General features: G+C 57.5%; 26 protein-coding genes. 9 read left to right on the plus strand and 17 right to left on the minus strand.

Annotation, left to right across the window (positions count from 1 at the left end):
- Positions 1 to 31: 31 nt before the first annotated feature.
- Entirely contained in the window at positions 32 to 343 is a 312-nt protein-coding gene (locus BW950_RS05895) for a DUF6788 family protein (RefSeq protein ID WP_076488367.1), read from the minus strand.
- A gap of 493 nt (positions 344 to 836) precedes the next feature.
- Between BW950_RS05895 and BW950_RS05900 the strand changes: the two genes are divergently transcribed.
- The gene (locus BW950_RS05900; RefSeq protein ID WP_076488368.1) at positions 837 to 1,565 is read left to right on the plus strand and encodes a sulfite exporter TauE/SafE family protein; all 729 of its coding nucleotides are present in this window, start codon (positions 837 to 839) and stop codon (positions 1,563 to 1,565) included.
- Positions 1,566 to 1,714: 149 nt separating this feature from the next.
- Here BW950_RS05900 and BW950_RS15535 read toward each other — a convergent pair whose 3' ends face one another.
- From BW950_RS15535 to BW950_RS05930, 7 genes are all read right to left on the minus strand, one after another.
- The gene (locus BW950_RS15535) at positions 1,715 to 1,885 is read right to left on the minus strand and encodes a HEPN domain-containing protein (RefSeq protein WP_083943777.1); all 171 of its coding nucleotides are present in this window, start codon (positions 1,883 to 1,885) and stop codon (positions 1,715 to 1,717) included.
- Positions 1,861 to 2,502 carry a PEP/pyruvate-binding domain-containing protein gene (locus BW950_RS15540; RefSeq protein WP_076488369.1) on the minus strand — a complete coding sequence of 214 codons (642 nt, stop codon included), beginning with the start codon at positions 2,500 to 2,502 and terminating at the stop codon, positions 1,861 to 1,863. Before BW950_RS15540 ends, BW950_RS15535 begins: the two co-directional genes overlap by 25 nt.
- A 27-nt stretch (positions 2,503 to 2,529) precedes the next feature.
- The gene (locus BW950_RS05915) at positions 2,530 to 4,170 is read right to left on the minus strand and encodes a DUF2075 domain-containing protein (RefSeq protein ID WP_076488370.1); all 1,641 of its coding nucleotides are present in this window, start codon (positions 4,168 to 4,170) and stop codon (positions 2,530 to 2,532) included.
- Positions 4,167 to 4,517, minus strand: a complete 351-nt coding sequence (locus BW950_RS05920; RefSeq protein WP_076488371.1) for a nucleotide pyrophosphohydrolase — start codon at positions 4,515 to 4,517, stop codon at positions 4,167 to 4,169. The genes BW950_RS05915 and BW950_RS05920 overlap by 4 nt, the downstream gene beginning before the upstream one ends.
- Before the next feature lie 324 nt (positions 4,518 to 4,841).
- Complete coding sequence (locus tag BW950_RS15085) at positions 4,842 to 5,006, minus strand: hypothetical protein (protein WP_159438739.1); 165 nt, start codon at positions 5,004 to 5,006, stop codon at positions 4,842 to 4,844.
- Positions 5,007 to 5,097: 91 nt separating this feature from the next.
- Positions 5,098 to 5,415 (minus strand): ATP-binding protein, encoded by a 318-nt coding sequence (locus BW950_RS05925; protein ID WP_076488372.1) that lies wholly within the window; start codon positions 5,413 to 5,415, stop codon positions 5,098 to 5,100.
- Positions 5,416 to 5,580: 165 nt separating this feature from the next.
- A complete protein-coding gene (locus tag BW950_RS05930) occupies positions 5,581 to 6,351 on the minus strand; it encodes a glycoside hydrolase family 16 protein (protein WP_076488373.1) in 771 nt (256 codons plus the stop codon).
- A 50-nt stretch (positions 6,352 to 6,401) separates the two neighbouring features.
- Between BW950_RS05930 and BW950_RS05935 the strand changes: the two genes are divergently transcribed.
- From BW950_RS05935 to BW950_RS05945, 3 genes are read left to right on the plus strand one after another with little or no spacing between them, the layout of a single operon-like run.
- Entirely contained in the window at positions 6,402 to 7,286 is an 885-nt protein-coding gene (locus BW950_RS05935) for a GGDEF domain-containing response regulator (protein ID WP_076488374.1), read from the plus strand.
- Entirely contained in the window at positions 7,277 to 10,588 is a 3,312-nt protein-coding gene (locus BW950_RS05940; protein ID WP_076488375.1) for a glycosyltransferase, read from the plus strand. The genes BW950_RS05935 and BW950_RS05940 overlap by 10 nt, the downstream gene beginning before the upstream one ends.
- Positions 10,567 to 10,935 (plus strand): hypothetical protein, encoded by a 369-nt coding sequence (locus tag BW950_RS05945; protein WP_143559139.1) that lies wholly within the window; start codon positions 10,567 to 10,569, stop codon positions 10,933 to 10,935. Before BW950_RS05940 ends, BW950_RS05945 begins: the two co-directional genes overlap by 22 nt.
- A gap of 4 nt (positions 10,936 to 10,939) precedes the next feature.
- Here BW950_RS05945 and BW950_RS05950 read toward each other — a convergent pair whose 3' ends face one another.
- The 6 genes from BW950_RS05950 to BW950_RS05980 form a co-directional block, all read right to left on the minus strand.
- The gene (locus BW950_RS05950; RefSeq protein ID WP_234969036.1) at positions 10,940 to 11,575 is read right to left on the minus strand and encodes a YiiX/YebB-like N1pC/P60 family cysteine hydrolase; all 636 of its coding nucleotides are present in this window, start codon (positions 11,573 to 11,575) and stop codon (positions 10,940 to 10,942) included.
- A 5-nt stretch (positions 11,576 to 11,580) separates the two neighbouring features.
- Positions 11,581 to 11,979: a nuclear transport factor 2 family protein gene (locus BW950_RS05955; RefSeq protein WP_076488378.1), complete on the minus strand. Its 399-nt coding sequence runs from the start codon at positions 11,977 to 11,979 to the stop codon at positions 11,581 to 11,583.
- 131 nt (positions 11,980 to 12,110) lie between these two features.
- Entirely contained in the window at positions 12,111 to 12,920 is an 810-nt protein-coding gene (locus tag BW950_RS05960; protein ID WP_159438740.1) for a tetratricopeptide repeat protein, read from the minus strand.
- 266 nt (positions 12,921 to 13,186) lie between these two features.
- Complete coding sequence (locus BW950_RS05970) at positions 13,187 to 13,900, minus strand: hypothetical protein (protein WP_076488381.1); 714 nt, start codon at positions 13,898 to 13,900, stop codon at positions 13,187 to 13,189.
- A complete protein-coding gene (locus BW950_RS05975) occupies positions 13,884 to 14,774 on the minus strand; it encodes an ATP-binding cassette domain-containing protein (protein ID WP_076488382.1) in 891 nt (296 codons plus the stop codon). The genes BW950_RS05970 and BW950_RS05975 overlap by 17 nt, the downstream gene beginning before the upstream one ends.
- A complete protein-coding gene (locus BW950_RS05980) occupies positions 14,764 to 15,147 on the minus strand; it encodes a GntR family transcriptional regulator (RefSeq protein WP_076488383.1) in 384 nt (127 codons plus the stop codon). Before BW950_RS05980 ends, BW950_RS05975 begins: the two co-directional genes overlap by 11 nt.
- Positions 15,148 to 15,394: 247 nt before the next feature.
- Here BW950_RS05980 and BW950_RS05985 point away from each other — a divergent pair, with 247 nt between their 5' ends.
- Together BW950_RS05985 and msrB are read left to right on the plus strand one after the other, a co-directional pair.
- A complete protein-coding gene (locus tag BW950_RS05985) occupies positions 15,395 to 16,111 on the plus strand; it encodes a GTPase family protein (RefSeq protein WP_076488384.1) in 717 nt (238 codons plus the stop codon).
- A 35-nt stretch (positions 16,112 to 16,146) separates the two neighbouring features.
- Positions 16,147 to 16,590, plus strand: a complete 444-nt coding sequence (gene msrB / locus BW950_RS05990) for a peptide-methionine (R)-S-oxide reductase MsrB (RefSeq protein ID WP_076488385.1) — start codon at positions 16,147 to 16,149, stop codon at positions 16,588 to 16,590.
- A 23-nt stretch (positions 16,591 to 16,613) separates the two neighbouring features.
- Here the strand turns inward: msrB and BW950_RS14755 are convergent, their stop codons facing one another.
- Positions 16,614 to 20,402, minus strand: a complete 3,789-nt coding sequence (locus BW950_RS14755) for a PhnD/SsuA/transferrin family substrate-binding protein (protein ID WP_083943779.1) — start codon at positions 20,400 to 20,402, stop codon at positions 16,614 to 16,616.
- Positions 20,403 to 20,630: 228 nt separating this feature from the next.
- Entirely contained in the window at positions 20,631 to 21,989 is a 1,359-nt protein-coding gene (locus tag BW950_RS06010) for a hypothetical protein (protein WP_143559141.1), read from the minus strand.
- A 122-nt stretch (positions 21,990 to 22,111) separates the two neighbouring features.
- Here BW950_RS06010 and BW950_RS06015 point away from each other — a divergent pair, with 122 nt between their 5' ends.
- Positions 22,112 to 23,284: an ERCC4 domain-containing protein gene (locus BW950_RS06015; protein WP_076488387.1), complete on the plus strand. Its 1,173-nt coding sequence runs from the start codon at positions 22,112 to 22,114 to the stop codon at positions 23,282 to 23,284.
- Positions 23,285 to 23,320: 36 nt separating this feature from the next.
- Entirely contained in the window at positions 23,321 to 23,554 is a 234-nt protein-coding gene (locus BW950_RS06020) for a peptide-methionine (R)-S-oxide reductase (RefSeq protein WP_268759995.1), read from the plus strand.
- A gap of 10 nt (positions 23,555 to 23,564) precedes the next feature.
- On the opposite strand, the gene BW950_RS15250 is transcribed toward BW950_RS06020, so the two are convergent.
- Positions 23,565 to 24,698 (minus strand): YecA family protein, encoded by a 1,134-nt coding sequence (locus BW950_RS15250; RefSeq protein WP_094336467.1) that lies wholly within the window; start codon positions 24,696 to 24,698, stop codon positions 23,565 to 23,567.
- A 232-nt stretch (positions 24,699 to 24,930) separates the two neighbouring features.
- Here BW950_RS15250 and BW950_RS06030 point away from each other — a divergent pair, with 232 nt between their 5' ends.
- On the plus strand, positions 24,931 to 26,307 hold the full coding sequence (locus BW950_RS06030; protein ID WP_234969034.1) for a Na+/H+ antiporter NhaC family protein: 1,377 nt from the start codon (positions 24,931 to 24,933) through the stop codon (positions 26,305 to 26,307).
- Positions 26,308 to 26,337 lie beyond the last annotated feature (30 nt).

Raw genomic sequence — 26,337 nt, forward strand, 5'->3', positions numbered from 1 at the left:
GCAGACATCGATGATCGTCAGGAAGGGTTCGTTATCGTTTGCCACGTAGTCCTCGTTCCACGTCGGCAAGGTTGTCTTCCACCTGACTGAGTTTCTCTTCCAGGACCTTTCTCTGCCGCACCTTCGCTTTTACTTCTTGGGCAGCATCGGAGTCGACCGGACCGACATATTCGAACTTCACTTTGTCGGACTCCCGATATGCAAGATAGAGATACTCCCGATTCCATCGCTTCTTTCTGGAAAGAGATCCCTTCGGTAGCTCAGACAGTTGCCGCTCGTATCGCGCCTTGAGGCTGAGAAGTCTACGCTTCTCCTCTTCGAGGATAGCGAATACCATTGCCATTGCTTATATCCTTGCCTAACAAATAGACAGTATACGGTATTTGTTTGGCAAGCAATGCATTTGTCGGAACAAGCGGCTGTTGCGTGATGGTCAGCATCAGATTCTCGGGAATACCTGACCATCTCACTTGGTCTGAGATTTAGTCTGAGATTGTAGAACGGAAAATTGCGCAAAAGCGAGTCCAAGCGACGCAGGATCATCAGCTCAACCGGACAGCCGTGATCTGAACCGAAATTTTGCGGTTCTTGAATGACTCTGATTCACAATGTATATACAGAAATGGTATAACAAAACTGTATGGATGTTGTTCGGGATGAGGAAAGGAATACGGTCCTCAAACAGGAAAAGCAACGTCTCGCTCCAGTTGTCGTGGCTATCGCGTTCCCCGCCCGGAGGATTTTCTCCTCTCGGACAGATCTCCGTTTTCCCCCGGAAACACTGTCCGAAATCACCGGAGTATACACACAGCACCCCATAGGGCGAAGGAAAACGTGTGAACGTCGAATACACATTAGGACTCATCTCATTTCTGACCTCCTTCGTTGCCGCAGTTATCGGCTTTGGCGGAGGCATGCTACTCATCGCCATACTCCCCGTTTTCTTGAGCCCCGGCCTCATTATCCCCGTTCATGGAATTACACAACTCGCGAGCAATTCTTCCCGGCTACTCTTCTCTTTCACCCACGTGCGATGGACCCTGCTTCCCCGATTTCTGGCGGGATCTTTAGCGGGAGCACTGGTGTTTGGTTACTTTCTGTCGAATATTCCAATCAGGTATCTGCCTGTGGCAATTGGCAGCTACATCCTTCTCACCCTCTGGAGCAGGAGATTCTCTTCTCTGGCGGGCAAGTACGAGAACTACTATGTGATTGGCTTTATACAAACCGGTCTGGGACTCGTCGTTGGATCAGCGGGGCCCTTATCCCTATCTCTCTTGACAAAAAAACTGAAAACAAAAGACGAGATCATCGCCACCAGCTCGATGTTTCTGACAATCAGTCACTTTGCGAAAATACCAGTCTATTCAGCAATTGCAACGGGACTGACCTCAGCGCTGGGAATAACAACCGCCATGGTAATAGGGTCGATTCTGGGATCGTTTGCCGGCACACGGGCACGCCTTCAAGTCAGCAACGATACCGTCTTGGGGGTAATAAAAATCCTGCTCACCCTGTTATCCCTCCACATGATCTCCAGGGCCCTGCCTTTCCCCTGGAGCTAACCCTGCCCTGGGCTCCTCACCCTGAGAACAGGAACCGAGACCCTGATGAAGACTATCTCGCGGAGAGTTTCCTCTCAGCGAGGCAGTCCCCACTGCTCCCGGCTTGCCCTCCCAGGGAGGGCATCCTATCATTGGGAAAACCTGTCAGTTTAACTCGTTCGGCGTGAGTCGTGCACATGCGTCGATCCGATCAAGATCGATTTGAGCTTGTTGTGCGTGTGTGGCGGAGTGATACCGGCGCGTACCAGAATCGCTTTCAGACTCTTTTCCGCAGCTTGCTGCGCGTGAAAACCAATCACCTCGATTGGTTGGGGGAGCATATCCAGTGGTAGTAGTCTGCCTCACCAAAATCAGCCTCAGCCTCGCCCAGAGAATGCGTCAGCGGGTATCGCCGGATCGTGCTCCTCTGCAATCTCAGTGACCGACATCCCTTTACGAAAGAACGCCGATCGAATACGTTGTTGTTGAGCCATTGTGAGCATCCTTGATGGTGCCTCCCTTGCTGGTTGGTGGTTCTTCCACCAAGGGCAGGCGACCCATCCGAGGTCTTACAATGGCTCTTGCAATCCCGGGGAAATCCGCGATGCAAGAGCGGGGGGTGGGAGAGAATCTCCTGGATAGACCGATCAAGGTTCTGCTCCGCCACAACCGCACGGTAGGCATCGGTTGAGATAGCGAAACCGGACGGCACCGGCAGGCCCGCGCGAAGCATCTCGCCAAGATTAACGGCCTTTCCCCCGACGAGGTCAATACAGTCGCTGGTGAGCGAATCGAGCACAATTGTTCGGGGTCTGGCGTGAGTGCACTGGCGCTGTTCGTTCCGTCCACGGGGTTCCTTTCTTCTCCACAACACAGGGTTAACCAACAATGCCAGACCCGCGAAGCGGGGGGTACAAACCGTGACAGCCGGGGGTGTCCGGATCCAGAGGACCATCATACTCAGTTCACTTTGTAATCTTCCCTTCTATTCCACGCTGTAGTCCGGGGCGACCTCTGCGGCCTCTTCGTGCTGCCCCTGCTGATACACCGGTATGTACCCCGACAGGTAGCGGCTGAGCCGGGAGTCGCAAGCATAGACGAAGGTCCCCCGAATACCTCTCGTCATGAGGGTTTTGTAAATATTCAGAATGTAGTCTACCATCCGGGAGGGGGAAAGGGATTTATGCTTGCCATGCCGGTCCTTGTAACGCTCGGGATGGTAGCGCAACAGACCATTCTCCATGGTAATCTCCGGGCCGATGATGACCCCGGCATAATTCAGGTCATAACCTTGAACAGTGTGGATGCAGCCTACCTCTCTATGAGCATTGGGGCTGTTGATCCAGTTCTTCGTGGTGGAATTCCATCTGAGCCGGCAACCCTCTATTTCTATATCGCAAACATCGGGATTGTCTCGACTGATCCAGTCCCAGGCGAAGCCTGCTGCCAACCGGCAGAGGCCATGCTGCTCATTCAGACCCTGAATATCTCTGATCATGGGCAGCAAACGGGTGTACAGGCGCAGGTCGTAGCCCGGAAAACTCTCGGTCTGCGGATTGCGCTGGCGCAGAATGGCATCGATGTAACCGGTATAACGGTTGCCGGCCAGAACCCTCATCTGCGACTGCAGCACAAACTGTCGCGATTTCGGAGCCAGCGAGCTAAAACGGTTAGCTGCAACATCAGAGGGTTTTACGCTCTGCTTACTATCATAGAGCAACACCGCGTGGCGGGTTTTCTGCAGAATCCAGTCTAATTGATCGGTTTGCCCCGGGTCGAGGCCGAGCTTTCGGGCAGCAGAGTCAAAGGCCGCGTAGCTTGCCAGATTCTGTCGACGGGTCAGGCGGTGGGCCTCATCCACAATCAAGAGGTCAAACTTCTGCTCGTCCTTTACCACCCCGTTGGGGCCCAGCACCATGTTCTTTTTGAGCCCCGAGATGCTTCCAAAGATTTGTCGCACCGTTTCGCGCAGCGAGGTCTGTGGCAGCACTATACCAATCTTGAGTCCCGCCGTAGCATCTCCCGACAGCAGATACTTTACCAGATAGATCGCCAGAATAGTCTTGCCCGAACCCGGCTCACCCTTGATGATGCTGAGTGATTCCGGGTTGGAGGTAATGATTCCCTCCAGCTCGGCAACGATTTCAGCCTGATCATCGGTCAGAGCCTTGTAGGGAGAGTACTTAAACAGATCACTGTTCTGAATATCATCTATGCTGTGACGGACAATATTATGGCTCTTGAGTTCATCCCAGATCTCCCGAAACAGATCCTCGTAGTACTGGCGGTTATAGTAGTTGTGATTGCGTAATCCCCGATTGCTGTTCTGCAAGGTGTAGGTGCCATCGCCGGAAATATACTCGATAAGCGAGGCCTCAAGATCCAGGGTAGCAGACTTGTTAAACTTTTCATCCTTGATCAGGAAGATCCTGCTGAAGATTCGCCGTTCGCGGTTGGCCAAATGATTGCGGATGCGCTGCAGAGCACTGGTTGTCTCGCCAATATAAGCCTGCTTGCGGTTTTCCAGAATATAGATGATCGGCCAGTTGCGATACTGTTGCTCATTCTTAAGCGTCTCCAGGGTTTCAGGGGCAAAATTGTAACTCACAACCCTGTTCGTCGTCATATCTCTGCCTTCTCAGACACTCCTGGATCCACCCGCGTGGCCTTACCGTTGTTCCCCCTGACCCGATCCACGGGGAATCGCTCCTCATTTCGTGCAAGCTTTTGCTCCATCAGCGCCAGCGGATCCCGCCCAATCTCCTTTGCCAGCAGAAAACAGTAGATTAGAACATCGGCGATCTCATCAGCGAGCTTGTCATCCGGCGGCTTTTCGCCCCACTGAAATAACTCCAGCAGCTCACCGGCCTCTATCGATACCGATTTAGCAAGATTTTCTTTGGTGTGAAATTGCTGCCAGTCGCGCCTGTCGCGGAATGCTACAATACGTTGCATTAGTTTTTCTGCGGTCATGAAGGACTCCTTGGAGGCAAGTGTAGCACATGAGACCAGTCACTGCCGAGAAATCCCCTGAAAGGGCCCCCGCAATCACTCCCCTTTGAGACCGTCAGGGCCCACCTCAAAGCTCGCGCAATAGGGACAGTAGGGTCGAACGGTGTACTTGATATCCGATTCGTCTATCTGTGCCTTTGGAACTGCGGCGTATAAAAGATCATGAAGGCTCCAGGTATGGCAAAAACTCTCGCAGGTCTGTATTCCTGAAAAAGTTCGCCCACAGGCGAAACACACATAGCGGGATTCTTCCATTCTCATCCTAATTTCCCGCCAAAATTATACCTACACCGGCGGGGAGACGCCGAAGGCCTGGTAGATTTCCCGTTGTCGTTTGGTGACTGGAAACAGGATCCGGCGGCCGTCGATCACCTGGGTGCGTAGCTTTTCCATCGTCCGGATCAGCTCCTTCATGGTCATCGTCTTGTAGAGCTTCTGCTCAAGCATCACGCGATGAAAATGGATATTCCGCTGAATCCTGCCACCCGGGGAGTGTGTGCAACCTCGCTTCAGCCAGCATAGGGCGCCGGCAGGTTTGTCGTCAATCTGAGGGTGTTTGTCGCCGTCTACTCCCTCCTTTCAGTTCGAATATCCAGGGCGTGTGGGCAAGACGGTCCATTATCGCATCGGCGATCGTCGGTTCTCCGATGATCTCATGCCACGCACCGATGGGAACTTGGCCGGTGATGATCGTCCCGGCTGTGTTGTAGCGGTCGTCCAGGAGTTCAAGCAGCGACAGGCGGTCATCTGAGTTCAGGGGAGTGAGCCCGAAGTCATCGATGATGAGTAATCCGGTCTTGGAGAAGCGTTGGAAAATGCTGTCTATCTTACCGTTCGGGATGACGGGGTTGGTCACCATGATAACTTTGATTCTCCCCAATCAACCGGCTTCGGCTACATGATAATTGACATGTTATCAGATTCTTATACGGTTGAGTATGATAACGGCACCAAAAGCATAGTGAAGTTTGAGCTATAATTTACTTCACTGAGAGCGGCAACTCGGGGGCAAGGGAAAAACAGGTTACCTCTGGAGAAGACTCCCTTCAAGATCTTCCAGGGACTGAAAAACGAAATCGGTCACCACCAGGAGCTCGCGTTCCGACGATTGCAGAGGTTTACCCTGGTAGCGCCAGAAGTTGAAATACACTCGCTCCCGCCGGGCATCCGGCACAACAGAGCTGTGTACGGTAAAGCGCCCGGCCACCAGATGCTCCTCCGGCGGATAATCAGAATGGCCGTGCCAGCTCAGGAAATCCACCCTTCCTGGCTGCCACACAAAACGATGCGTTGTGGCAAGCCCCTCCTGGATCAAGTTAAACCGATGCCGGTTCTCTTCCTGCGCCGACGGCTGCACGGAAAATTGCATGTTGGTCATCTCGATGTTACCCCATCGGGAAAACTCGATGTCGATCTCTCGATGGTACTGGTGATTGCTCGGAAGTTCGAAGGTGAAGAAACCAAATACCGCCTGTGGATCAAGATGATCTATCCGTCCAAAAAACCGTGCCTCATAAACGCCGTAACCAAGGGGCCGGCGTGACCGGACTTCCGTGGCATGGTTCCCGAGGGTCATATTCAGGTGGCCGCTCTGGTCTACCCAGATGTCCTCGGGAGCTGATGAGAAGGTATTGCCACCCGGAGCGGTGGGCTTAGCGCTTGCCCGAACGGTCCACTCGTATCCGGCAAATGTGATTGTACGCGGTTGCGCTACCGGCGCTGGTATGGCCACCGTTCCAAATACCACAATCACCACCCCCGTCAGAACTGTCTGCCCCAGAGCTCTTGGATCCATCTTCTCATTATACAAAAAAACGCTCCTCATGGTACAATCAACACTGTTTTATGAATGATATACAGTGTCCCACAACGGGCCTGCCCGCAGGCTCTGCACTGGAAAAAGCAATCCAGAATCTGGTTGAACACAACACCAGCAACGGGTGGATTCTGTTTATCCATGTCGACCGAATCGAATATATCAACACCTTCTACACCCGCAAGGAAGGAGACGAGACGCTCTACCGAATAGCACAAATCCTCTCCCGAATTGAATCGTCACATCTCTACCGCTTTGCCGGGCCGATCTTCGTCATGACTCTGACAGGAAACACGGCGAAGGCCCTCGACGTGGCAGAACAACTCCGCCGGGCGGTGGGAGACTCTACAGAACTGATCGAAAACCTCACCGTCTCTATCGGTCTGGTGGCCGCCGATGAGGCTGAATCAGCGATGAAGATCCAGGACATTGCCCTGGATCGCCTGAAAACTGCCCGGAGGCGGGGGGGGAATACCATATGCGCTATCTCGCATTCTGACGAGGACTCGGAATACTCGTCCAAGACGGTGTTGCTGGTAGACCCGGAGTCGGACATGCTCACCGTGCTCATTCGGGAAATCGAGAACAAGGGGTTTTCGGTGATTACCGCCCAAGATGGGTTGGAGGCGTTACAGGTTGTCTCCCAGATTTCGCCGGATGTTATAATATCGGAACTTACCGTGCCGAAGCTGGGCGGATTTGAACTTCGAGCCCGCCTGAGACAGTCAGAGGAACTTGGGGCGATCCCCTTCGTACTTCTCTCTCACCGGTGGAACGACGAATTGATTCGGGAAGCATCGTCTCTGCGGATTCTTCACTACCACCAGAAACCCCTTTCGGCAGTGCACATAGCCGAACTGGTAAAAAATCTCGCTGTCGGACGATTTCGGGAAGAGGAGTCGGGGTGCGTCTGATAGGTACCGAAATAATGGTGGTCGAGCTGGTCCTGGCAACTTTCTTCTTCGTCCTGGCATCGTGCGCCGTGATCATTATGGCAGGGGCCGGCATGGTGCGGCGTCGCCGCGAGCGCGCTGTTGCACGGTGCAGGGAGTTTCTCGCCGGGCCTTCGGTAAATGACATGACCGTTCAAGAAATCGCCCGATTTATCGAACGCCGGCAAATACCCTTTCTGCGTGCCTACGTGGAGATATCCAGCCATGTCCAGTTCTCCGACGATGCCCGACGGAAGCTGGAATCAGCCCTGTTGCAGGCGCGTTCCGATATGCACCTGATCCGTGAACTGAACCGGCGATCCCCATTCCGCCGAAGCCGAGCGGCACTGTTCCTGGCGTATATACCCTCCACGCCGGGGGCTCGTGCTCTGGACCACGCCTTGAGGACCGAACGATTCTCTCGGGTCAAGATCCGGATCGTTTTCGCCATCGTCCGTCGTCGATATCTGCACTCGATACCAACAATTCTGGACAGTTTATCTGGCGCATCCCCTGAGTACCAGAAACAGGTCACAGGTCTGCTAATGGACTTGGGATCCGATCTGGTGCAAATACTTCCGGTGTTGCGGGACCGAAAGGATCCTGAGCTTCAGATGGTGTTCGTAGGGGTGGCGGAGCAGGTTCCCTCCGACACGATGCGTACGTATCTGGAGACCCTGGTAGACCAAGCCACACAGGATGTGGCTCGAGAAGCGTTTCGAGTGTTGTTGAATTATTTTTCGGACACGGTGGATCCAACGCTGTACTTTAAAAACAAGGATACATTTTTCGTTAACCTGGCGGTAGAGGCCCTGGGGCGGTTCCCGTCAGAGGAAAGCGTCGAGGCAGTCCTTCCGTACCTGGCAGATGCAAAGATCCGCAAAAGCGCGGTGGCAGCCCTGATGACGATGATCGGTTCTGTGCCACGACTGATGCCGTTCCTTGTAACGCACTTCCGGACCACCCAAAACCGGGGAATCCAGGAAGGCCTCGCCGAGGTTTTGTCATCCCGTTCCGAGTACCTGCTCAACACTGCCCGTCGCGAGCGGTGGCCCGATGCCGAGCACGTGCTGAGCATGATACTCCAGACCCATAAAGCAACGGGAGTGCTGGCCTTCCTCAACCGCAATACTGATCAGGAACAGGAACGCGAGATCTGCCAGCTGATCGGAGCCACGGTACGAGAAGACCCGTGGCTGCGGAAGGAGTTTGGTCTGTACGGAAAGCCTTCCGTGATACGAGAGTTAGGAATCGAAAAACAGGAAATTGCGTCTCAACGGGGGGAGAGGCTCGGCGAGAATCCCAGTGTACGGATTCTTGCGACGGTGGTCGGGATGACTGTCCTGTTGCCTCCCCTGATTTTCACAGCCCTGAGGATATTCGGAGGGCGCGTTACGGACTGGAGGGATCTCTTCCCGGCGTATCTGATCAGGTTCGAAGAGCTCTTTATCTTCTATGCCGTCGCCATCAACTCGGTGTATCTCTTGCTGCTGCTGGCAGCAGTATGGTCCATCCTGGAATCCACCCGATTATGGGAGACCCGCCCTCCTGAACTGCTCTTCAAACCGGGAATACTCCCTTCGGTAAGCATCATCGCTCCAGCATACAACGAGGAAGCAACAATTGTGGAAAGCGTGAGAGCGTTGCTAAACCTCAACTATCCCGACTATGAAGTGATCGTCGTCAACGATGGGTCCCGGGATGGCACGCTCCAGCGCTTGGTGAGCACCTTCGAACTGGACAGGATGAGTATGCCCCTCCACGATCACCTGAAAACCCAATCGGTCCGGGGAGTTTACAAAAACCCCCGGCTACCCGGGCTGGTGGTGCTCGATAAATCGAACGGTGGAAAGGCTGATTCTCTCAACGCAGGTATTAACGCGTCACGGAACGCGTACTATGCTGCGATCGACGCTGATTCTCTCCTTGAGCCACAGGCGCTATTGCACCTGGCGGTGGAGACACTGGATTCGGAGATTCCCGTGGTAGCCACTGGAGGAAACGTCCTGCCCATAAACGGGTGCCTGGTGGAGCGAGGACACATCGACCAGATACGAATGCCCCGGAACTGGCTTGCGAGCTTCCAGATGGTGGAATATGTCAGAGCGTTCATGACCGGCAGGACCGGGTGGGCGCGTATCAACTCGCTTTTGATAATATCTGGTGCCTTTGGCCTGTTCAATACCTCCAAAGTAATCGATGTGAAGGGATACCTCACCTCAAGCGAACGACTGCTGAAAGACACGGTAGCGGAAGACATGGAACTGGTGGTGCGTCTCTCACGGGAGCTTCGGGATCAGGGCCAGGAATGCGCGATTCGCTACGCCCCCGGCGCAAATTGCTGGACCGAGGTGCCCGAGACGGTTCGGATACTGGGGTCCCAACGAGATCGGTGGCAACGGGGTCTGATTGATGTACTTTTTTTTCACGCTGCCATGGCCTTGAGGCGACGATTCGGCCGTCCCGGCATGATCGGGATGCCCTATCATTATGTGTTTGAGCTTGTTGGCCCGTGGATCGAAATCCAGGGATACCTGTTTCTTCTGTTGGGGCTGGTGCTAGGCGTGCTACCAGCGAGGCTCGTTGTCTCGGTGCTGGTGGCGTCGGTCGGCCTGGGAATGATAGTCTCTCTCTTGTCGGTTCAGCTGGCGGAGTGGGCACACAAAATGTTTCGCCGACGCGATCGCGTGCAGATCTTGCTATTTGCGATGCTCGAGAATTTCGGGTATCGCCAACTCGCGAGTGTGTTTCGACTGAGTGGCTATATCAGCGTCCTGCGCCAGCGAACGGGCTGGGGTACCATGAAACACGGCGCGGATTCCTCAAAAAGGCGGGGTAGAATGAGTGTAACACAGAGCAAAACAAAAATCTGGCTGGTACCGGCCATCACCCTGTTCCTGGTGATCAACGGTGTACTGCAAGTAGACGCCCAGGCCTTCCGGAATATTGCGGCGTTTTCCGTGGAGAACTATTTCGACGACACCTTCGCCACACGCCTGGAAAATACCTTTATCGCCCCCCTGATCGAAGATCGCCTGCAGATGCAGGTAAAGGTGAGCAACCAAACCGACAACATTCTCGAGGACACCCGCTCTCTCTCGATGGTGCACACCGGACCGATTATCCTCTTTACTCCGCATCTGTACGGGCTCGCAGTATACGGCGCCGGCTTTCGCGATACCGGATCAATAGTGCACGAAATAGACCTGCAGCTGCATTACGAAACGGCTGGGTACCGCATCGGCGCGGGCACCCGGGGGCAATGGGACCGGACGAAGACGTAGCTTACGTCGTACCCTCTCTCGGTGGCCGGATACAACTATCACAGTGGATCGGTCTGCAGGCAACGTACTTTATGGGCTTCAACAACGATGGAGATATCAGTAACTCTATCTGGATGGAGGGAGATTACGCGGTCAATCCGGTGGTTACCGTAAAACTCGGCGGGAGCGCCGAGCTCGGCGACGACGTGGAGCTCCCGGACGGATCGGATTTGACCTACAACCTTATCTCCGGGATCAGGGTCGCCTTCACAGATTCCGTATCAGCACGGTACCAGCTCGATTATATCGGACGAGAGGACCAGGACGATGGAGTGCGCAGTTTCTTTTTCGTGGACTGGCGGTTCTGATCGGTTAAGGATCCGGCGTCCCCTCAGGGCCCCGAAAAATCTCTGCGAAATACCGGGGGTTGAAAAACGTTTCAAACAGAATGACTCCTGTCCGATGAAAAAGCGTTACCTCTTCCCTGATTTCTCCAGGAAGCGTAGCCCAGAGAAGCTCGGAGCAATAAAGCTCCCCGTTTTCAAGAGAAAAGGAATGGTCGAAGGTCACGCGCTCTGACAGGTAGAGCTGCGCATCCCGGACCATGGCGTCGCGAATGACCTGCGACGACCGAAGCCGCATCACGATGACAGAACCCGGGACTGCTTTCTCCAGAAATTCCGTCAGTGATTCCACTTGCACGCCATCCTCGTGGTACAGTCGTCCCGAGACTGAATGAATAACTGCCCAGGAGTCATCGTCTTGCCTGAAGAGAATCCCGCCATGGGAGATTGCCTGGGGCTCATCAAGTACCGAGACAATCATGCGACTCAGCAGGCCTGTCCCGTGTCTGAAAACAAAATCACCCTCGTGCAACAGGGCCTGATCGATCTGTGGTATCGATGATGGATGCCCCGGAGGGGACTCCTGTACCGGGCATGAGACGAGCAGAACTAAAAGAACCAGGAGAAGAGAGGACAGTCTGGCCAGGGACTGCCCCCGCATCATCAGGATCACATATCCTTGTCTATGTCATCTTTTTCGAGACTCACGAGCCATTTGCCATCAACTCGAACAAGCGGAAGGACTTCCTGATCGCCCGCAACGTCAAGAGTAACCAGGGCGGTGTCGTTTGTGACTTCAGACGACACCACAGACACTTGATCGGGATTCGGCATCTGCGCTTCCTGACGCCATTCTTCCTTGCTCATCCCGGAAGTCATGAGCGCAATAAACTGGATAAGCTCCGCCGTTTCCTCAGTACCAATCTCTTTTGCCTCATCCCACTCTGCATTCATGTAATGGTGGAAAAACTGCACTGCCACATCCTCCGGAGCGCCTTCCCCGGCAGAATCACAGGCAAAAAATACACCGACAAACACCATAACCAAAACAAGACTCAAAGCACGCATCGTAACCCCCCTTTTTCCCGCTACACTACTACCACGCTCTCATTGCTGGTAGTTGCTCATACAATCCTAGGGTATACGGCTCTCGAAACGCAAACTCGCACCAGAGTCCGGTGGTTCTGTCATTCTCGAGTTCAACTGCCGGATTCACACCGATCGATCTTTCCCTGAAGGTTGCTGTCAAAAGCGGGGTCTCTCCCCGGTAACTCCAGGGCGTGGATATACTCTTGCAAGGCCCGGGCCTTGAGGTCCTGAAAGAAGAAGGCGTCGCCCAGATAGACCCTGAACCTTCGCTCCTCGGGAAAGATTCTGCAGGCCTCGCGAAAGTGTTGTTCTGCCTCGGCGTATTTCCTGTTCATGAAAAGGTAGTCGCCAAGATTAAACCAGGCGACCTCATGGGCGGGATCTACCGTGAGCGCCACATCCCAGCAGAGAGCAGCCTCGTCCCAGCGGTCCAGATGACGCAAAAGATTGCCCTTTATTACGTGGTAGCGCGGTGTGTCTTCGGGAACATCGGCGATAACCTGCAATCCGTGATGCGGATCACCGTCCATCCCCATGAAGGACGCCATCTCAAGCTGCAATCGCTCGGTGCTCGCGCAATTCCGCAGACCATACTCGAGGACACTATAGGCCTTTTTTGCGGCCCCCTCCTGATACAGCCGAAGCGCCACGGCATCGATGATTTCCTCCTGGAACGGAAAGATATCCAGGAAGAAGTCCGCGGCGGCATCGACTCCTGCGATGAAGTCGATTGAAACCAGCGCATCAAGGGCTGTCTCCGGGGAGAGCTCATCGGAACAGATCAAACCCGGGGGGTGGGGCAGCGTATCCAGAAGTTCATCAATACACTCCTCGCAACAGGCGATTCCGGGAATGTTCACGATGAAGACACATTTTTTACCCGCAGGACCACCCCGGTTCCGGGATGACCTTGAATCCACAGCCATCCCCCTGCCCCGAAAAGCAGAATCTCCGGGAGTATACGCAACCATCTCCCCGCAGCATGAACAAAATCCGTGTATCTGCACCAGCCCCTCCAGAGGATCTGCACGTGAATCTCCAGGCCGTTCCACCAGGCCCGCATGGCAGCTCCCTTGTACGTTCCCGTATCACTATACCACAGTATCACGGATAATAGATTTTTTGCTGTAAATGATTTTGTTTTTGACATCCCTCAGAAGAAGCTCAGACGTGGCCGGTTTTGGCCTCACTCCACCTTCACAGGAAGTGTGCGCGTGATCGCCCGGAGAATCACCAGAACCACCATGGCCAGCCCGACCCTGGCCCCAAAGAGCGCCAGAGGGAACATCGCCAGAGGAGAAGTATCCAGAGCAGCCAGCGGTGCCAGGAACGGCAGCGTCACCTGAGACCCTCCCGCCCAGAGCAGATCGGTGACACCGGCGATCACCAGAGCCACCACCAGCGAGGCCAGCCCGGGAAGAATCCCCGACCGGTAAAACCCGGCAGAAACAAGCCACCCCAGGCAATAGTAGACAAAACAGAGCAATAGCTGCGCCGGAAGAACCCGCACCATACCGGCAATGCTCCCGTAGCGGGCTATGCCGGGGACCATCGATACCACCAGGCCAGCCACCATGAGTAGGCCCGAGAGAAACAAGGCCTCGGCTGCAGCTCCAAGAAAATAATCCCGCCGGGTCACCCCCAGGGCCACAAAAAAACCCGTCATGGAGGAGAAGGTCACAATCCCCACGACCAGAAGATAGACCGAGGCCGAGGTCGTGACCGTTGTAAAAAAGGATATCTGATCCAGCCCCGTTTCTCCACCAGCAACGCGAATCACCGGAGGAAGCACCAGATGAATCGCCAGAAGCACCCCGAAATAAATCAGAGTCCAGAGCAGGTGCATCCGAAACAGATCCTGAGCCACCTTGAACGGAACAGATTCAGCGATTTTCCACATCTTGAGCCTCCCCGGCAGTAAGATGGATCAAAAGATCCTGGAGCGCCACAGACCCCACCTGCAAGCCCCTGGTTCGAGCCCGATCCCGGTCATCCTCTTCGAGGGCACCCCAGAGTGTGACCTCTTTGGTTCCGCCCAGGGTTCGCTCTGCCAGAACCCTCTTTCCCCGGGAAACAGAATCAACACACCCGGCCTCGCCGGTGAGGGTCCATCCACGACAAAGGACCTCCTCCAGAGGTTCATTCACCAGCAGCTCCCCCTGGTGCACGAGCAGAACATGATCAAAAAGATACTCCATCTCCGAGACCAGATGCGTTGAGATGACCATGATCCGGGGATGGCGCTCCCGATCCTCCAGAACTTCCCGATAGAAAATCTCCCGCGCCGGGGCATCCAGGGCGAGATGGATCTCGTCAAAGATCGTCACGGGACACCGGCTGGCCAGGCCCATCACCAGGTTCAGGGCTGATTGCTGGCCCCGGGAAAGGGACTTCACGGGGCGTTTCAGGGGAAGCCGAAACTCCCCGGCTAACCCTTTGGCGTAGTCGAGATCAAAAAACGGCCGGTAGCGATGGCAGCTGCGAAGATACCCGGCTGCGGAGTCGTATTCCTCGCTGTAATCGGAGGGATAGACAAAGCTCACCTGCGGCATAACCCGGGGGTTCTCGAAGGGGTCTTCACCACCAATCAGGAGAGACCCCGCCGTGGGCCGGTTATAGGAGGCCAAAAGCGAGAGAAGCGATGTCTTGCCCGCTCCGTTGCGTCCGATAAGGCCGTATATAAGCCCCGGTTTCAGATCGAAGGAGAGGTTTTTCAAGACCTCCTCTCTACCGTAGCGAAGGCAAACCTTTCGGGCGCGGACGTCACAGGTCATCGTCTGTATCCTCCCTGAAATTTTTGAGCAGGGCCAGAATCTGCTGGTCCGATATGTTCAGCCGTGCCGCTTCCCGCAGCAGAGGCTCCAGATAACGACGGGGGAAATCCCGCCGCCGGGCCTCGCGCAGTTTTTCTTGTGCGCCAGAGGCGACGAAAACTCCGATGCCCCGCTTTTTATAGAGGACCCCCTGCTCAACCAGCAGGTTGATTCCCCTGGCTGCAGTGACGTGGTTTATCCGGTAGAACTGAACCAGCTCTGTTGTGGAGGGAATCCGGGAGTCCTCTTTCAAACGGCCGTCCACAATCTGGTCCTCGATCTCTTCCTTGATCTGCCGGAAGAGAGGACTCTCTTCATTCAGGAGATCCTTCACTGCGCCACCCCTTATATGGTTATATAGTATTGTATACAACCATAGGTGTCAAGAAAAACCGGTGGATCAGATCTCTGAAGATTGGATCCAGAGTACGAAAGATCTCTTTTTCGCAAAAAGATCTCGTTTTCACCGAGCCTGTGACATGTTATGTCGCACCAGACCCCTATTATCACACACACCAGGAAGGGATTCAAAACCAGGCCCCTCCCCACCACAGGAGATTCTACGACGGAAAGGAGATCCGATGTCCTTACAAGACGCCCCCCCGGCACATTTTTCTGCAGACGGTGACGGGCCTCTGCTCCTCGTCACCGGTGAATCCCGCGCAGGGAAAAGCACTCTCATCAGAGCGATCTTTGGAGAGACCCCCACGGGAGAGGAGCGGTTCTGCGGGGACCAGGCCCCTTCCCTGGAGATACTCGAAACCAGGACATCGGGCAACGTCTGGCCGGCTCCCTCCCCACCCGCTCGGTCAGACCAGACAATTCATCTGGCCTGGTACTGCCTTGCCGGAGATGCCCCCGGAACAACCGAAGATCACATCAGGAAAATCAGGATGATCAGGACGATCACCCCAGTCGCGGTGGTGATCACCCGGTGTGATCTGAAATGGTTCAACGATCCTTCACCGGGGGAATACTGCTCCCAGGCTGGCCGTAGCCTGGATAGAGCTCTGCGACGGGCAGGCCTCACCACCCCGGTCTTTGAAACCACAGCGGACCCGGACATCCCCCTGGACCTGACCAACCTCACGAAGTGGTCAATTGGGGCCCTGGCCAGGGAGAATCACCGCCAGGCCTTCGTGGAGTCACAACATCGGGCCCTGAAACGGAATCTTGCCCTGGCCTACGCAGTCTGGCAGGAACGGCGTCGCAGGAAGATCATCTATGTAAAATTTGGCCCGGGTGCCCGAGGACGATACGGAGGAAGGCCCTTTCCCGGGAAGTATTTTCCAAAATAGTTGCCCCGGCAGAAAAAGAGTAGTATTTCTGTCATATGATCACCTGGAACGATATATGTCGCCTTGCCGATGAGGGGACCCCTCCTCCGGCCCGCCGGGTAGAGAAGAGCGACCGGGAATGGCGGCAACTGCTCACAGAAGAACACTATCGGGTAACACGCACCGCCGGAACGGAACGCCCCTTCAGCTCGGCCCTGTGCACCCGCTTTGAGCCGGGAACCTACGGGTGTGTGTGCTGTGGTGAACCCCTCTTCAACGCCGACACCAAGTTTGACTCCCACTCGGGATGGCCCTCGTTCACGCAGCCCCTGACGGCCACCGCCGTGGCTTACCGCTGGGACGCATCCCTCGGCATGACCCGGATAGAGGTGCTCTGTAACACCTGTGATGCCCATCTGGGCCACGTCTTTCCCGATGGCCCGGCGCCTTGGGGGACACGGTATTGCATGAATGGCATCGCCCTCAAAAAGGTGTCCTGAAGGCCCCCGGTGGTGATCCCCGACTATGAGTCCGGCGGTGCCTCAGAAGGCGGCAGATATCGGGCCAGGGTTGCCTTGAGTTTTTCCGATTCTATCGGCTTGGTCAGAAAGTCCTCCATGCCGGCAGCAAGGCAGTTGTCCCGCTCCTCTTTGGAGGCCCCCGCAGTGAGGGCAACAACGGGGACCTGTCGGCCCGTTGCGTCCTGGAGGGCGCGGATCTTCCGGGTGGCCTCCAGTCCATCCTGGATCGGCATCTGCACGTCCATCAGAACCAGGTCCGGCGAAGACTGCCGGTATTGTGTAACCGCCTCTACCCCGTTGGTCGCCTCCAGGAGCGTTGCCCCCGGGCAGAGCTTCTCCAGGATCGTCCTGATCATCAGGAGATTCATCTCCACATCTTCTGCGATCAGAATGGTCCTGCCCTGGTAGTGCCCGCTGGCAGTCTCCACCTCCCCGGAGTCATCCTCTGGTCGGGAGAGGCTTTGGGGCTCCGGGTCCCGGAGGTGGCTCAGATACTCAAAGAGATCCCCCCTCTTCACCGGTTTGCTCAGGCGAAAGCGCACCCCCAAATCCTCGCATTCCCGATGGAAGGCAGCATCTTCCGTGGAGGAGTGCAGCAGGATCACCGGTTGCTTGTCGGGGCCAAGGTTGAGGCGCTCCCGAATCATGCGGAGGGTCTCCAGCCCGTCGACACGGGGCATGTGGTAGTCGCAGATAATTACATCGAAGGGTTCTGAAGTCTCGAGAACCTTCAGGGATGACAATCCATTATCACAGGATTCGCTGACGATCCCCCAGGTTGCGAGGATTTCCCCGAGGATGAGGCGATTATGGGCGTTGTCGTCGATGATGAGACAGCGCTTGACCCGGGCAATGGATCTTCTGTCCGGTTCCTTTCCATCCTCGGTGTCGGTGATAATATCAAAGGAGAAGGTGCTTCCCCCACCTTCCCTGCTATCGATCCGGATCCTGCTGTCCATCTTTTGGGCGATCAGATCAGAGATGATCAGGCCCAGGCCGGTGCCGCCAAACTCGCGGGTGGTGGAGCTGTCAGCCTGCGAGAAGGCCTTAAAAAGTTTTGCCTGCTGCTCCTCTGCAATCCCGATGCCGGTATCGCGAACGGAGAAGGAGAGGATTCCCTTTGCCTCCGCCCCCAGAGCGGTATACTCCGCTCTGAGCTCCACCTCGCCCTGCCTCGTGAATTTAACGGCGTTTCCCAGGAGGTTTGTCAGAATCTGCTTCAGGCGAACGGGATCGGTCACGGCAAAACGCGGCATCCCGGGATCGATATGGAGGAGAAGCTCCAACCCTTTCTCTGCTGCACCGTATTTCACAAGGTCGACACTCTGTTCAAGAAGCGAGATCATGTCGGTCTGAACCATCTCGAGATGCAGCATCCCCGCCTCGATCTTCGAGAAATCGAGGATGTCGTTGATAATACCGAGCAAGCTGTGTCCAGCCACGTTGGCGTTGTTGACGTAGTCCGCCTGCACCGGCGAGAGCGGCGTATCCCGAAGCAGATCGGTGAAGCCGATAACGCCATTCAGCGGCGTTCGTATCTCGTGGCTCATGTTTGCCAGAAATTCGCTCTTGGCAGCAGAAGCCTGACGGGCCTGGGTTGCCATCTCCCTGGCCCGGGCGGTTGCTTCTTCCAGATCCCGGTTTGCCTGAAGCAGTTCCCGGCGAGACTGCAGCTTGAGAAGAATCTCGCCGACCATATTCGCCAGCACAGCAAGGCTGGAAATCTCGCGTTCGCCCCAGAGGTTTTTCCGCGTAACCCCATCGCACCCCACGAACCCCCAGATGTTCTCTCCCCTCACAATTGGCGCGGCCATAAGGGATCGAACGTTCCGGGCTGTCAGTTCTCTCTTCCCGGCCTCCGGTTCATCGGGAAGGGCCTCCACATCGGGGATATGCACAGCTTTTCCCGAGAGGATTTGCCCCTTGAGCCACGCAAGCGATGCCGCCGACAGGGCCTGTCCGTCTTCACTCCGGGGCGCGACCTCCCCGGAAGACCACTGGTGGATATTGCCCGTGCCATCGTCAGCGTCAGTGCCATCGCCACCGCCATCGTCAGCGCCATCGTCAGCGCCATCGTCAGCGCCATCGTCAGCGTCAGCGTCAGCAAGGGAAAACGTAACCAGATAACTCCGATCGGCGTGAAAAGCACCGCCAATGGTCTCAAGCATGTGGCGGATATCGTCGTCAAAACGCTCCTCCGTGGTTGTAACAAACCGCGAGGAGATACTGGCAACACAGAGCTGGAAGGCCAGACTGTTTTTCAGCTGTTCCTCAGCAACCTTGCGGGACCGGATATCCAGAAAGCTCACGATACAGCCGATCTGCTTCCTTTTCCGGGGCACGGCACTGTGGCGGGCCCTGCTCCGGTGCGCGATGCTCCGGGAGAACCGGTTTCGGTACAGGGGCGTGACAAGCAGATCCACAGGGAAACCTTCACCACTCTTGTGCCAGAGCCACTCCTCGCCCCTTCTCTCCAGGCCGTCAGTACTGGTCCGGCAAACCGGGCAGTCCTCCCAGGGGTAGGGTGAACCGTCGGGACAGCTATGGTGGAAGAGGCTGTGCTGATCCTCTCCAAGGACCTCATCTTTCTCGTAGCCGAGCATGCCCAGGGCGGTCTGGTTGATGAAGGTGCACCGGCCGCGATGATCCACACCGAAGACGCCCTCGCCCAGACCGGCCAGCAGGCTGGCCTGAAACTCGGCCTGCCGGGCCTTGACCCTGCGAATAACCAGCACCACCGAACCGGCTACCACGAGAAACACCAGGAGGATCGCCAGTACAATCAGCTCTCTTCTCCAGCGCTGCCAGGCGTCCACCAGGGTGAACTCGGGCACCTGATCAAAGGGGGGCTGCCGCAGTGTCCGGAGCAGCTCCTCCACCGGCCGGTAATCGGCGGGGATGGTGAAACCGTGAATCCCCAGTTGCCGGCTGACTTCACCGGCGTGGGGCAGGGCGAGCACCGCCGCCGCCACCTGCAGGGCCATTTCCTCATCGGAGTCGGAGAGAACCACAAAGGGCCACTCGGGATAGAGCGGGGTGGACAGTACCTGGGGGAACCCGGGGTGTGACACCGGGTTGAGAAGACGGACCTCGTCCTCTTGCAGGAGGCCCTCCCGCACCAGCGATTCCAGAACCCCGCTCCGCACAAAGGCCGCATCGGCCTCGCCTCTCAGGGCCGTCTCGATAGTTGCAGCGTGGGGCATGCCGGTGAAGACCAGATCCAGGTGGTTTTTGGCTGCCACTCCGTGGTTACGCAACTCAAAGGCCTGCGCCAGATACCCCCCAAGCGAGTTGGGGCTCACGGCCGCCACAGTTCTTCCCCGCAGATCCCCTGCGGTCCGGATATCATCCCTCCCGGCCGGCACCACCATGACGCCCCCGAATCCCCGAATCGGCACGCCCTCGACCTCCTGGATCAGGCTGGCCAGGGGCGCGGAAAAGCGCTCCCGATGTCGCAGTATGATGTAGTGCCCCGGATTTGTCAGAACATAATCCAGTTCACCTTGCTGGATAGCCCGCTCCAGATCGGGGTAGTTGAAGGCCCGGATTTCCAGATTGAGCCCCTCCACGGTGGCGTTGAGATAGTCCACCAGGGGCTGCCACTGCGCCTCCGTCACGGCGACGGACCGGAAAGCCAGAACCCCGAGCGTGTGGGGCCGCGCCCGGACCACCGAGGGCAAGACCACCAGGGGCAGGAGAAGCAGCGCGAGAATACTGAGAACCTTCCAGCTTGCCTTGATTGCTATCCCTCCCGTTGCCAGAAGAATAGATAACCCTGTAGCGAAACACAAGACCGGGGCAGGACCTTTGGTAGCTCCATCGGGATACAGGTCTTTATCGCCCAGGGGCGAGTATCGGTTTCTACGCCGCTGGTTTTACCCAGGCCCTGGTACGCAATCGGGTACGCCCCCGCTCCCTGCGGTTCCTGGCGCCGGGAGTAGCAGTACGAGGGCATGCCACCCATGCTCTTTGTGAAGGCTGCCGGGGTCTTCGATCTCTTCGCCTGACCCCTGGCACTCTTACCTGGTTCCCTCATTCCGGCCCCGGGCACGCTGCTGAATCGCCTCTGCCAGGGCCTGCGCGACCTCTTCGGTCTCGGTGCGGAGCGCCAGGAGGCTCTGGTTCTGTCCCTCCTGAACCAGGAGGTCCCACCTCACGATGGGCCCCTGGAGGGAGGCCCGCTGCATTCCCGGTACGATCTTGCAGGAGCTGATCGCCGACCACTCCCGGCAACGGCTCTGGATCTTTCGCCGAAGCACCCTGTCGTCCCGCAGGTTCTCGGGGGCCACCACGACCCGCACCAGGACGGGGCCCAGCAGGGCCCGGAGAAAGACAATAACTATCAGAAGGCCCAGGGCAAGGGGGATCATTCCCGCCGCCGCCAGGGCCGCGCCGACCATCACCACCAGACCGGACCAGAGGTATCCCACAGCCTTGTCGCCCCGCAGGGAAACTGCCACCAATTCTCCCGAGGGGGCATAGCCCATCCGGAAGAGTCCCCTTTTGGGACGAAAGAGGCGTCCCGCCACAGATCGGGGATCCCCGGCGGTGCGTTCTTTTTCAAGCACCGCCAGAAGCTCCCGGGGTTCCCCGGAAACCAGATGCGTCGCCTCGGCACCATCGATGGCGTCCGGCACAGTGCTCCCGGCCATTCCTTCTGCTGAAGTCCCCGGGCCTTCCCCGGTTTCTGCTGTGCCGGAGCTGCTCACACTCACCACGGGCAGACGGATTACCCCCTGGATCGAGGGCCTCAGGGTTGTGCTCTCTACCACCAGCTCCCACCATATCCACTCGACTCGTTCGCTGGTCATCGCCGTGGTGGCAGGAGCATCGGAGGGTATCGCTATGTCCACAGGGATCCGAAGGGCTCTTCCCGAGGCGGTTATGGCCTCTTCCATCGCCACGGTGGTGCTGACCTCGGTCACCACCCGCTCCCGACGCCGGCGGGACCGCAGCATCAAATCCCGCTGGGCAATACACTGGAGGGTTACCCTGCACTCCAGCGCGCGGGCCGACGCGTGCCCTGCTCCATCGGCACCACGACGAACCCCGGGGAGTTTCTGTGCTCCCAATACTACCTGACCCCGGAGCAGCCCCCCGAGAGAGGGCTCTTCCCCGGTCAGTTCAAAATGCAGAGACCCCCACCGCGCCGTCCTCGCCAGCATCGAGACCCACTGGAGAAGAAGGGGGATCCCCACCAGGGGCACCACGTACCACAATGCCTGCTGCGGATCCGCCGGGATCAGGGCAGGGGGCGCCTGCGTCAGTGCCAGAGGCCACAGCAGACCGTTCAAGACCACCGGCATGATCCCGGCGCTCACCACATTTCGCCACCGGCCTCGCCGGACATTACCGAACTCGTTTCCTCGTCGTGCCATGAAACAGAGTATACACCGAAGTTTGCCCGGCAGGTTTCCTGTCCCGCTATAGAATCCCTGTTCCCGGAAGTAATTGACCCCTGCCAGAGTTCCCGCTATGGTGAGCCCCGGAGAGAGGGACCATGGAAAATCAGGCCCTGTGGATACTGTACACCACCAGCAACGACCGGTTCCCCTACCGGGTGGAGATTCGGCGCGGCACAGAACAGGTTATCGCCCTCTGGACGCAGGACAAGTGGCCCGGTAGTGGCAAGCAAATCTTCTGCATCCGCGAGGGCGAGCCCGACGGGGAACCCTGGCAATTTACCGAGGTCGAGCGGGTTCCCGTGGTCCGCCTTGAGCGGTTCGGCAAGCAACTTACGGTGATTCTGGACAGGCCCACACGAAAGCGCTGCAACTTTCTCTTTCTGCAAAAGCGCTACAAGAACCGCCCCGGCACCTACGAGCAGATCTTCTTCCGCACCCAGCAGGGAATGAACCAGCATCGTTCATCCTCACGGGTCCGCCTGCCCCCGGGCCACAGCCCCTACCGGGTAATTGTCGACAGCGCCGAACGCTATCCCTGGAAATTTCCCGGCCCCGCCACGGAACGGCGCAAGCTCCCCGCCGGCGACTACGCCCTGGAGATTGATCATCAGCTCCATGCCGTGGTGGAGCGCAAGACCTTTGAAAACCTGCTCTCCGATTTTTCCTCTCTCCAGGGTCTCCACGCCAAGCTCGATGATCTTGGCCGGTGGGATCACGCGGCGGTGGTGATCGAGGCGGAATACCGCGATTTTCTGAATCCCCGCAAGATGGAGGGCCGCTGGCCCATCACCCACGCCGTGCGTGTTCTGGCCGAGCTCCATGTGATCCATCGGGACATCCAGTTCGTCTACGCCGGGAGCAGGAAGGCAGGAGAGCAGTGGACCAACGCCTGGTTTTCTGCCAGGGCCAGGGAACTCTGGCACCGGCGGGAAGAGACCCATCCCGACCAGGATCAGGGTCAGCCAGACCGGGTCGCCCAGGCAGGGGAGCCCCCGGCGATCTACGACGCTGACCGCCTTCGTTCACCCGGAGACTCCATACAGGACCTGCGGCAGCTCATCCTGGAGGGGCCTGCCCTGGAGGAGCCCTTCTCGATTGCGGATCTCCGGTCGCTGGTTCCCGACCTCCCGGACCAGCGCCTGCGGACAACCATGCGGAACCTGAAAAAGGAGGGCCACCTGGAACGGATCGGAGCAGGCCGGGCTGCGCGATGGCGCCGGTGCCAGGCCGGTGGAACCCGGCGGGTTACTCCCAGCCCCACGAAATAGCTCACCGTCCAGACCAGATGGGTCGAGATCACCACGATCCGGGGATGCCGCTCCCGGTCGGGCTGGCCCTCCTTTACGGAACCCCTCGATGCCAGAGCTGTGGCCTACAGCAGGGATGACTTCCTCGGCGTGAGCCGGATCGGGATACGGTGCAATACCTGCGATGCCCATCTGGGCCAGGTCTTTCCCGATGGTCCCGGTCCGGGGGGGCTCCAGTACGGCATCAACGGAATCGCCCTCAAACGGAATGGCCCTGAATCAGGAATCTGAACAGGCTCGACTATCGGAGCCCTTCCGTAGAAAAGACCAGACCGTGCTGAAAGAGGGGCGTTGTCCCGTAGTTGCCATCGGCGGTGATCTTCACCAGCCCCAGGGGAACACAGAACCGTTGCAGTAGCAGATCCCGGTAGACATGGCGTAGCCAGCGTATCTCCGACGCATCACCTTGGGCTGGCCCGAGGAAGGCAGGAAAGGCCCGAACGAACCGGTCGGTAAGATCGTCAAGCCTTCCCTCGGGATAGCGGGAGAGAAGATAGAGCGAGAAGACCGCCGACCTCTGGATGATAGCCAGATGCTCCTTGTCCTCCCGGGAGACGTCGAGATTTGCAACCCAGGAACTGTGAAAGATAAAAAACTCCAGCGTTTTGATGAAGACCGTGGGGCCCGCATCGTCGGCCAGCATCTGAACGCCCTCGGTCGTGAGCTCGCTGCGGCGGGGCTCCTCCCGGGTCCATCCCAAGGAAACCACGACATCGTGAGCCATGACCAGTTTTGGAAGCGACGCCTCCTTGGGTGCCGAGCTCCCTGCAAGGCGAGACTGGGGAAACCGGGAGAGATAGACGCGACAAAGATCACGGGGATAGTTCTGGCGGTCTGTCAACCGGATTTTCCCTCCGTGTTCGGCGTGATAGCGGAGCAACCACCGAATCACCTGAACCAGGGGTGAGCTCTCCGCCCGGTCCGGGGTCAGGGCGCTGTTATAGTACAGGAGCGGAGTCTTCTCCTTTCTCCCGGTATTCTCATGGGCGTCAAGAATCTTCTGCATCTGTGCCGGGGAAAGGCCTTCAAAATCGGGGCACGGTTGGTCGTTAGCTCGCTCCATGTGCTGCGCGCAAAAGGTCTGAAGCTCCTGGATACTCCCAAAGTCCTGGCCCGCCGCTGCCTGCTTCAGCTGTCCCAGGACATCCGAGGCAGGATTTGCACGCCCCCGGTACTCCATGAAGGAGGGGACCTCGGCATCCGGGGGAAGGGTCTCGCAGAACCGGCGATAATCCTCCAGGGAGCCCTGGAGTTCGTGGGGCGACAGGAGCCCGGCCTGCTCTGTTGTCCGGCTCCGGGCCTCGTCGGTGCGAAGGCAACAATGCTTGTACTTCTTTCCGCTCCCGCAGGGACACGGCGCGTTTCGTCCTGGCATTGTGACAGCTTACCCGGCAATCCCTGGAAGGACAAGTTTCCCCACTCCACTCCAGGTGGATCGCCGGGATTCACTACGGATGGCCCCGGGGCGATGGAAACCATCGGCATTTCATTCCACAGGACTGCAACCCTCCGGCAAGAGAAGACTCCTGCAGTGTAGCCCCGCCGGGACCCTCTAGGATAGACTCGGTGGTTCACACAAATTATCAGGAACGATGGAGGATTTCTCTTTGCACGATACACCGATCTCCACTCCGGAAGCGCAGGGCACGTCCCCGGGCAACACCCCCTCTTGTGTGGCGCTCTTGCCGCTGCTTCTTTTTCTGGCACTTTTTATTGGAACCGGCGCGGCCCTGACGCTGCGGGGAACCTCCATGGCCTTCTACCAGCTCTCGGCAGCCGTGGCTGTTTTGCCGGCCCTGGTCCTGAGTCTTCTCCTGGGCATGGGACGAAGCAAGACCAGCCTTGATACACAGCTGGCCACGTTTGTCCGCGGCGTAGGGGACAGCAACATCATCACCATGTGCCTGATCTACCTGCTGGCAGGAGCCTTCGCCTCGGTGGCGACCTCCATTGGAGGGGTCACGTCCACGGTAAACCTGGGGCTGGCCCTGGTTCCTCCCGCCTTCGTGCTCCCCGGGCTCTTTCTGATCGCTGCCTTTGTATCCACCGCTATGGGAACCTCCATGGGCACCATCGCCGCTGTCGCACCTATCGCGGTGGGCGTGGGAGAGCAAACTTCCGTGGCTTTGCCGTTACTCATGGGCGCTGTCGTGGGAGGAGCCATGTTCGGCGACAACCTCTCCATGATTTCCGATACAACTATCGCAGCAACCCGCACCCAGGAGTGTCAGCTCAAGGACAAGTTCCGGGTAAATCTCTATATCGCCCTTCCCGCAGCCCTGGCAGCAGTTCTGGTTTTTGCGATCCTTGGAGCCGACGGAACCATAACAGAAGCGGGAGACTACCGGATTCTTACAGCCCTGCCCTATCTGGTAATTCTGGGGATGGCTCTGGCCGGAGTGAACGTCTTTGCCGTGCTGGCCACGGGAATTCTCTTCACCGGGGTGGTGGGCCTCACGGTGGTCCCCGGCTACGCCGTTCTGCAGTTCTCCCGGGATATTTTTCAGGGCTTCCAGAAGATGCAGGAGATCATGGTGCTCTCCATGTTCATCGGCGGTCTGGGCGAACTCATCCGGGACCAGGGAGGTATCGCCTGGATTCTGGGACGGATCGACAGGATCACCGCCCGGTCACGAGGAAAGAACCGACGGCGCACGGGCGAGCTGAGCATTGCCGGCTTGGTCTCGGCAGCCGATATCTGCACCGCCAACAACACCGTGGCGATTATTCTCTCCGGGGGGCTGGCTCAGGAGATTGCCCGGAAAAACGGTGTTGACCCTCGCCGTAGCGCCAGCATCCTCGATGTGTTTTCCTGCGTCTTCCAGGGGATCATGCCCTACGCGGCACAGGTGCTTCTGGCGGGTTCTGTGGCGGGGATCTCCCCCGTGGCGATTGTGGGGAACAACTATTACTGCTTCATTCTGGCCCTGGCGGGCTGCGTTGCCATTGCCAGCGGACGACCCCGGTTTTCCCGGCGATCCTGATCCCGGGGAAGCTCCGGTGGCCAGAGAGAA

The sequence above is a fragment of the Alkalispirochaeta americana genome (assembly GCF_900156105.1).
GTDB lineage: Bacteria > Spirochaetota > Spirochaetia > DSM-27196 > Alkalispirochaetaceae > Alkalispirochaeta > Alkalispirochaeta americana.